We start from the raw sequence: 6773 nt of genomic DNA on the forward strand, positions 1-6773 counted from the left end.
ACGGCGGCCGGCCCGACGGCGCCGCCGTGGACGTGCAGGGCAACTATTACGTCGCCATGTATGAAGGCGCCCGGTTGCTCAAGCTGTCGCCCGCAGGCGAGCTGCTGGCCGACATGGCGGTGCCGGCCCAGTGCCCGACCATGCCGTGCTTTGGCGGGGACGACCTGAAAACGCTTTACCTCACCACGGCGCGCCACGGCCGCCCGGCCCGGGAACTGCAAACCTACCCGCATTCGGGTTGCGTGTTTTCCATGCGGGTCGAGGTGCCCGGACTGCCGGTGAATTTCTTTATCGATTGATTTGCTATTAAATTGGTAGCTATATAGTACCGTTGATATTGGGCTATATCCCGATTTGATGCTGATTTTGAGGGCGCAGCCATGCCGCTGCAAAAATCCGAACAAACCCCGTTCAAAAAAATCAAACAGCCCCGGCGCCTGAGGCGCTTACCATGCGTGCCATGGATTCAGATACCGACATGACCGCATCAATCGCCGAGCGGGTGCGCACCGCAGCCGCCGCAGGCCAGTCCCTGCGCATTCGCGGGGGCGGCAGCAAAGACTTTTACGGCGAAGCGCTGCGCGGGGACCTGCTCGACATGCGGGCCTTTGCTGGCGTGCTCAGCTACGAGCCCAGCGAACTGGTCGTGACCGCGCGCGCCGGCACACCGCTGGCCGAACTGCAGGCCCTTCTGGCGTCCCAGGGTCAATGCCTGCCCTTTGAACCGCCGCATTTTGGCCAGCACGCCACCGTGGGCGGCATGGTCGCCAGCGGCCTCAATGGCCCGGCGCGCGGCAGCGCAGGGGCGGTGCGTGACTTCATGCTGGGCGTCACGCTGGTCAACGGCAAGGGCGAGGTGCTGACCTTTGGCGGCCAGGTCATGAAAAACGTGGCCGGCTACGATGTGTCCCGCCTGATGGCCGGCTCGCTTGGCACCCTGGCGCTGCTGCTGGAGGTCTCGCTCAAGGTGCTGCCCGTGGCGCCGGCCGAAAGCACGCTGCTGTTCGAGATGCCCGAGGCCCAGGCCCTGCGCCAGCTCAACCGCTGGGGCGGGCTGCCGCTGCCCATCAACGCATCCTGCTGGCAGGCGGGCCGCTTGTCGGTGCGGCTGCGCGGCGCCAAGGCGGCCGTGGCCGCCGCACGCGTCACCTTGGGCGGCGAAGCGGCCGACAGCACGGCCGACGCCCTGTGGACCGGCCTGCGCGAGCAGACCTTGCCGTTTTTTCAATTGCAGGGCGGCGAGTCCCTGTGGCGCGTCAGCCTGCCCGACACCGCCGCCGCGCTTGATCTGGGCGCCACGCTCGTCGAATGGGGCGGCGCCCAGCGCTGGCTCAAGCGGCCCGCCGGCGATGCCCCGGCGATTCGCCAGGCGGCAGCCCAGGCCTCGGGTCATGCCACGCTGTTTCGCTCCGCCGACAAAAGCGTGCCGGTGTTTACCCCGCTCAACGCCCCGCTGGCACGCATTCACCACGCGCTGAAGCAGCAGTTCGACCCGGCCGGCGTGTTCAACCCCGGCCGCCTGTTGGCCGACTGGTAAGGCGGGTCATGCGGCGCCTGACCAGGCACCCCGGACCGTTGCCATGAGCCGGTTGCTGGCCATCTGGCTGCTCGGCCTGTCCTTGCCACCCCTTTATGCCGACCTGCTGCGCACCCTGCGCCGCAGGGCCCAGCCCCTTGACCAAGCGTCCTGAACATCATGCAAACCAAGCTCGCCCCTGAATTCAAAAATACAGCCGACGGCCAGGCGGCCGAAGCGATCTTGCGCAAGTGCGTGCACTGCGGTTTTTGTACCGCCACCTGCCCGACCTACCAGCTGCTCGGCGACGAGCTCGATGGCCCGCGCGGCCGCATCTACCTGATCAAGCAGGTGCTGGAAGGCGAGGTGCCCACGCGCAAAACCCAGCTGCACCTGGACCGCTGCCTGACCTGCCGCAACTGTGAAACCACCTGCCCGAGCGGCGTGGAGTACGGCCACCTGATCGATATTGGCCGCAAGCTCGTCGATGAACGGGTGCCACGCCCGGCCGGTGAAAGCGCCGTGCGTTGGGCCCTGAAAGAAGGACTGCCTTCACCGCTGTTTGCGCCCGCCATGAAGATGGGGCAACTGGTGCGCCCGCTGCTGCCCGCCGCGCTCAAAAGCAAGGTGCCCGCCAGGCAGGACGCAGGCCTCTGGCCGACCCGGCAGCACCCGCGCAAGGTGCTGATGCTGGCCGGCTGCGTGCAGCCCGCGATGAGCCCGAACATCAACAGCGCCACCGCCCGCGTGCTGGACGCCGCCGGCCTGCAGGCCGTGCTGGCGCCCAAGGCCGGTTGCTGCGGCGCGGTGAAGTTCCACCTCAACGACCAGGACGGCGGCAAGGCCGAAATGCGGCGCAACATCGACGCCTGGTGGCCCTATGTCGAAGCCGACGAGGGACTGGGTGTAGAGGCCATCGTCATGAATGCCTCGGGCTGCGGCGTCACCGTCAAGGAATATGGGCATATCCTGAAAGATGACCCGGTTTACGCCGTGAAAGCCGCCCGCATCAGCGCGCTGACCCGCGACCTGAGCGAGCTGCTGCCCGAGCTGGTGGACCGGCTGCGCCCGCAGGTGGCCGCCAAGGCAGGCCAAATTGCTTTTCACCCGCCGTGCACCCTGCAGCACGGCCAGCAGTTGCGCGGCGGCGTGGAGCAGCACCTGGGCGCGCTGGGTTTTGACATCAAGGTGGCCCGCTGCGAAGCCAATTTGTGCTGTGGATCGGCCGGAACCTACTCGGTCCTGAATCCCAAAATTTCCTACCAGCTGCGCGACCGCAAGCTGGCTAATTTGAGCGAGATGGCACCCGAAGTGATCGTGTCGGCCAATATCGGCTGCATCACGCATTTGCAAAGCGGCACCGCCACGCCGGTGCGGCACTGGGTAGAGCTGCTCGACGAGGCGCTATTAAATAAATAGCTGCTTGCACCCGTCAATAAAGGACTACAGGCACTTTTTTCTTAAGAATCAGGCTGCCAGCGCGGCCTCGATGTCTTTCGCCAGGTCGGCCGGTTTGTCCAGCGGCGCGTAACGCTTGATGACTTGCCCGTCCTTGCCGACCAGAAACTTGGTGAAGTTCCCTTTGATGGCCTTGCTGCCGAACAGCCCCGGCGCTTCGGCGCTGAGCCACTGGTACAGCGGATGCGCGGCCGGGCCGTTGACGTTGACCTTGGACATCATCGGAAAACCCACGCCGTAGTTGACCTGGCAGAACGCGGCGATGTCGCTGTCACTGCCCGGGTCTTGCGCGCCAAACTGGTTGCACGGAAAACCCAGCACCACCAGGCCTTGAGCGGCATAGGTTTTGTGCAGTTCTTCAAGGCCGGCCAACTGCGGCGTGAAACCGCACTGGCTGGCGGTGTTGACGATCAGCATGACCTTGCCCTTGAAGGCGGACAGGGCCACTTCATGGCCGTCGATCTGGCGGGCTTCAAACGCGTAAACCGTGGACTTGGGCATGAAAGGGGCTCCTGGTGGGCGGGGGCTGCTGGGCGTGTCAGGGCGATTTTGCGCCGGCTGGCGCATCGGCGGCGGGCGCCATCGCCGCCAGCATGGCCGCCAGCACGATCAGGCTGCCGCCCAGCACAATGCGCGGGCTGAACTGGGCGGCGCCCAGGGCGGCCGCTGACAGGCTGGCAAACAGGATTTCGGTCAGCATCACGATGGCCGTGGTGCTGGCGGCCAGCCGCGCCGCGCCATATTGCAGCGCCGCATTGCTGGCCATGAACGCCAGGCCCAGCGCCAGCGCCACCGGAATGCCGGCGGCCTGCAGGCTGGGGCCGGGCACCAGCTGCTGCTGCAGGCCGACCAGCGCCGCCGCCGCGGCCATCAGGCCACCGCCGCCAAACATGGCCAGCATGCGCGAGCCGCTGGGGGCCTCGCCGTATTTGCGCAGCAAGGCATTGGTCACGGCAAAACTGAAGCCGCCCATCAGGGCGAGCCAGTCGGCGCCGCCCTGCGGGACCGGCCAGGCCGAGTCCGAAGTCTTCAGGACAATCAGCACGCCCGCCATGGCGAGCAGCAGGCGCAGCAGCGACGCCGGCGACGGCTTTTCGCCGAGCAGCGCCCAGGCCACCAGCACCGACCAGGCGGGCATCATATAAAACAGCAGCACCACACGCACCACGTCGCCCACGGTCACGGCCCAGTTGAATCCGACATTGGTGAAACCCGCCGCCACGGCCAACAGCCACAGCTGCGGATAGGCCACGAAGCCGCGCCAGGCCTTGAAGTGCACGGCCAGCAGACCGGCGGTCACCAGCAGGTAGACCAGCGCGGTGCTCCACAGGGGATGCAGGCCATAGCCCTGTAATTGCCGAAGCGGCCACCACGAGACGCCCCAGACCAGGGCATTGAAAACCAGCGCGGTGGCGGCCCATGTGCTGGCGCGCCTCTGGCTGGCGCGCGTTGCGTCAAGCCCCTGCATCAGTGCGACTTGTCGCTGCGGGCGATGCTCAGCAAGTGATCCAGCTGATCTTTGTACTTGATGCTGTTGTGCTTGTGCCAGCGCTGGATCAGCCACATGAAGCCGGCCACCGTCAGGCCAAAGACCGTGATGGCGCCAAAGGCCGACAGGCCCAGCCCGGTGGACAGGCTGTAGCCCGCGCCCAGCGCCAAAATGCAGGCCTGTTCGTTGAAGTTCTGCACGGCAATCGAGCGCCCCGCGCCCATCAGGTTGTGGCCCCGGTGCTGCAGCAGCGCGTTCATGGGCACCACCAGAAAGCCGCCCAGGCCGCCCAGGCAAATCAGGAAGGGCGCCGCCACCCAGACGTTGCTGATGAAATTCATCAGCACCACCAGCAGGCCCATGGCAATGCCCAGCGGAATGACGCTGGTGGCCTGGTCCAGCCGCATGCGCATGGACGCCAGCACCGCGCCCACCGCGGTGCCGATCGCCACCACGCCCACCAGCGATGAGGCCTGCGTGGTGCTGTAGCCCAGCGCGGCGGCGCTCCAGGCCAGCACGATGTAGCGCAGGTTGCCCGACACGCCCCAGAACAGCGTGGTGGTGGCCAGCGAGATCTGGCCCAGCTTGTCGCGCCACAGCGCCGAGTTGCACTCCCAGAAATCGGGCAGCAGCGCCAGCTTGTTGCGCGGCATGGGCCGCATTTCCACGCCGGTGACCGGAATGCACCTATTGAACCACGCGGCAATGATGTAGAGCAGTATCAGCACCGCAATCGCCGCTTCGGGCGGGGTGTCGATGCCGGTGTTGATCAGGGGAAGGTCAAACGACAGCAGCCAGCCGGAGATCGAATGGCCCACCAGCTGGCCGCCCAGCAGCACCCCCAGAATGATCGAGGAAATCGTCAGCCCTTCAATCCAGCCATTGGCCTTGACCAGTTGCGAGGCCGGCAGCAGTTCGGTCAGGATGCCGTATTTGGCGGGCGAATAGGCGGCAGCGCCCAGGCCGACAATGGCATAGGCCAGCAAGGGATGCGAGCCAAACAGCATCATCAGGCAGCCCACGACCTTGATGGCATTGCTCACAAACATGACACTGCCCTTGGGCCGGGCATCGGCATAAGCGCCTACAAACGGCGCCAGCACCACGTAAAACAGCGCGAACATGGGCACCAGCGCCGCCGGCTGCCACTTGGGTGCCCCGCTGGTTCTGAGCAGTTCAACGGCGGTGACAAATAGCGCGTTATCAGCCAGAGAGCTGAAAAACTGGGCTGCCATGATGGTGTAAAAACCGCGCTTCATTAAACTGTATTGATCACCGCACAGGGCGCATCAGTTGATCTGATGCTGCACGATTAGGGTGAATGTCTCCAAACGATGCTGGGTTATAGCATGGGCGCCGGTGTCAAAATCGACAGAGCCCCTGAATCGCCTTTTTGCCACCTTGATCCACCTCACAGATTGACCTCCAGTTCGCGCCATGCCCCGTCCCATTCTTGCCACTATTCACACCGCAGCGCTGAGCCACAACCTCGCGCGCGTCCGCACTGCCGCACCGGACGCGCGCGTCTGGGCCGTCGTCAAGGCCAACGCCTATGGCCACGGCATCGAGCGCGTTTTTGACGCGCTGCGCAGCGCCGACGGCTTTGCCCTGCTCGATCTGGCAGAGGCGCAGCGCCTGCGCGCGCTGGACTGGCGCGGCCCGATATTGCTGCTCGAAGGCTGCTTTGACGCGCGCGACCTCGAGCTGTGTTCCCGCCTGGGCCTGTGGCACACGATCCACTGCAACGAGCAGATCGACATGCTGGCCGCCCACAAAACGCAGCTGCCGCACCGCGTGTTCCTGAAAATGAACACCGGCATGAACCGCCTGGGTTTTAAGCCCGAGCGCTTTCGCGCTGCCTGGATTCGGCTCAACGCCTTGCCGCAGGTCGAAGAGATTTCGCTGATGCAGCATTTTCCCGATGCCGATGGCCCCAAGGGCATCACGGCGCAACTCAAGGCCTTTGACGCCGTCACCCATGACCTGCCCGGCGAGCGCACGCTCAGCAACAGCGCCGCCCTGCTGCGCCACGCGGGCGTGCTGGCCGCGCGCTCCGACTGGATACGGCCCGGCATCGTGCTCTACGGCAGCGCACCCGACTTTCCCGAACACAGCGCTGGAGACTGGGCGCTGCAGCCGACGATGACGCTGTCCGCCCGCATCATTGGCCTGCAGCATCTCGTGGCCGGCGACACGGTCGGCTACGGCTCCAGTTTCAGCGCTGAACAGCCGATGCGCATCGGCGTGGTGGCCTGCGGCTACGCCGACGGTTATCCGCGCCACTGCCCCACCGGCACGCCCGTGCTGGTG

The 6773-nt window shown here is 65.6% G+C and carries 7 protein-coding genes; 4 read left to right on the plus strand and 3 right to left on the minus strand.

The window, feature by feature from the left end:
* From Q8K05_RS10040 to glcF, 3 genes are all read left to right on the plus strand, one after another.
* On the plus strand, positions 1-299 hold a 299-nt coding region (locus Q8K05_RS10040), incomplete at its 5' end, for an SMP-30/gluconolactonase/LRE family protein (RefSeq protein WP_305246480.1).
* A 152-nt stretch (positions 300-451) separates the two neighbouring features.
* Complete coding sequence (gene glcE / locus Q8K05_RS10045; protein ID WP_305246481.1) at positions 452-1537, plus strand: glycolate oxidase subunit GlcE; 1086 nt, start codon at positions 452-454, stop codon at positions 1535-1537.
* A gap of 159 nt (positions 1538-1696) precedes the next feature.
* A complete protein-coding gene (glcF, locus tag Q8K05_RS10050) occupies positions 1697-2935 on the plus strand; it encodes a glycolate oxidase subunit GlcF (protein WP_305246482.1) in 1239 nt (412 codons plus the stop codon).
* Positions 2936-2983: 48 nt separating this feature from the next.
* Here glcF and Q8K05_RS10055 read toward each other — a convergent pair whose 3' ends face one another.
* The 3 genes from Q8K05_RS10055 to lplT are packed head-to-tail and all read right to left on the minus strand — an operon-like array spanning position 2984 to position 5722.
* A complete protein-coding gene (locus Q8K05_RS10055; RefSeq protein ID WP_305246483.1) occupies positions 2984-3475 on the minus strand; it encodes a glutathione peroxidase in 492 nt (163 codons plus the stop codon).
* Positions 3476-3512: 37 nt separating this feature from the next.
* Positions 3513-4442: a DMT family transporter gene (locus Q8K05_RS10060; protein WP_305246484.1), complete on the minus strand. Its 930-nt coding sequence runs from the start codon at positions 4440-4442 to the stop codon at positions 3513-3515.
* Positions 4442-5722: a lysophospholipid transporter LplT gene (lplT, locus tag Q8K05_RS10065; RefSeq protein ID WP_305246485.1), complete on the minus strand. Its 1281-nt coding sequence runs from the start codon at positions 5720-5722 to the stop codon at positions 4442-4444. Before lplT ends, Q8K05_RS10060 begins: the two co-directional genes overlap by 1 nt.
* 178 nt (positions 5723-5900) lie before the next feature.
* On the opposite strand from lplT, the gene alr reads away from it, so the two are divergent.
* Positions 5901-6773: alanine racemase (gene alr / locus Q8K05_RS10070; protein WP_305246486.1), on the plus strand; the 873-nt coding region annotated here is incomplete at its 3' end.

Origin of the sequence: Polaromonas sp. (genome assembly GCF_030682935.1) — a bacterium.
Lineage (GTDB): Bacteria > Pseudomonadota > Gammaproteobacteria > Burkholderiales > Burkholderiaceae_C > Polaromonas.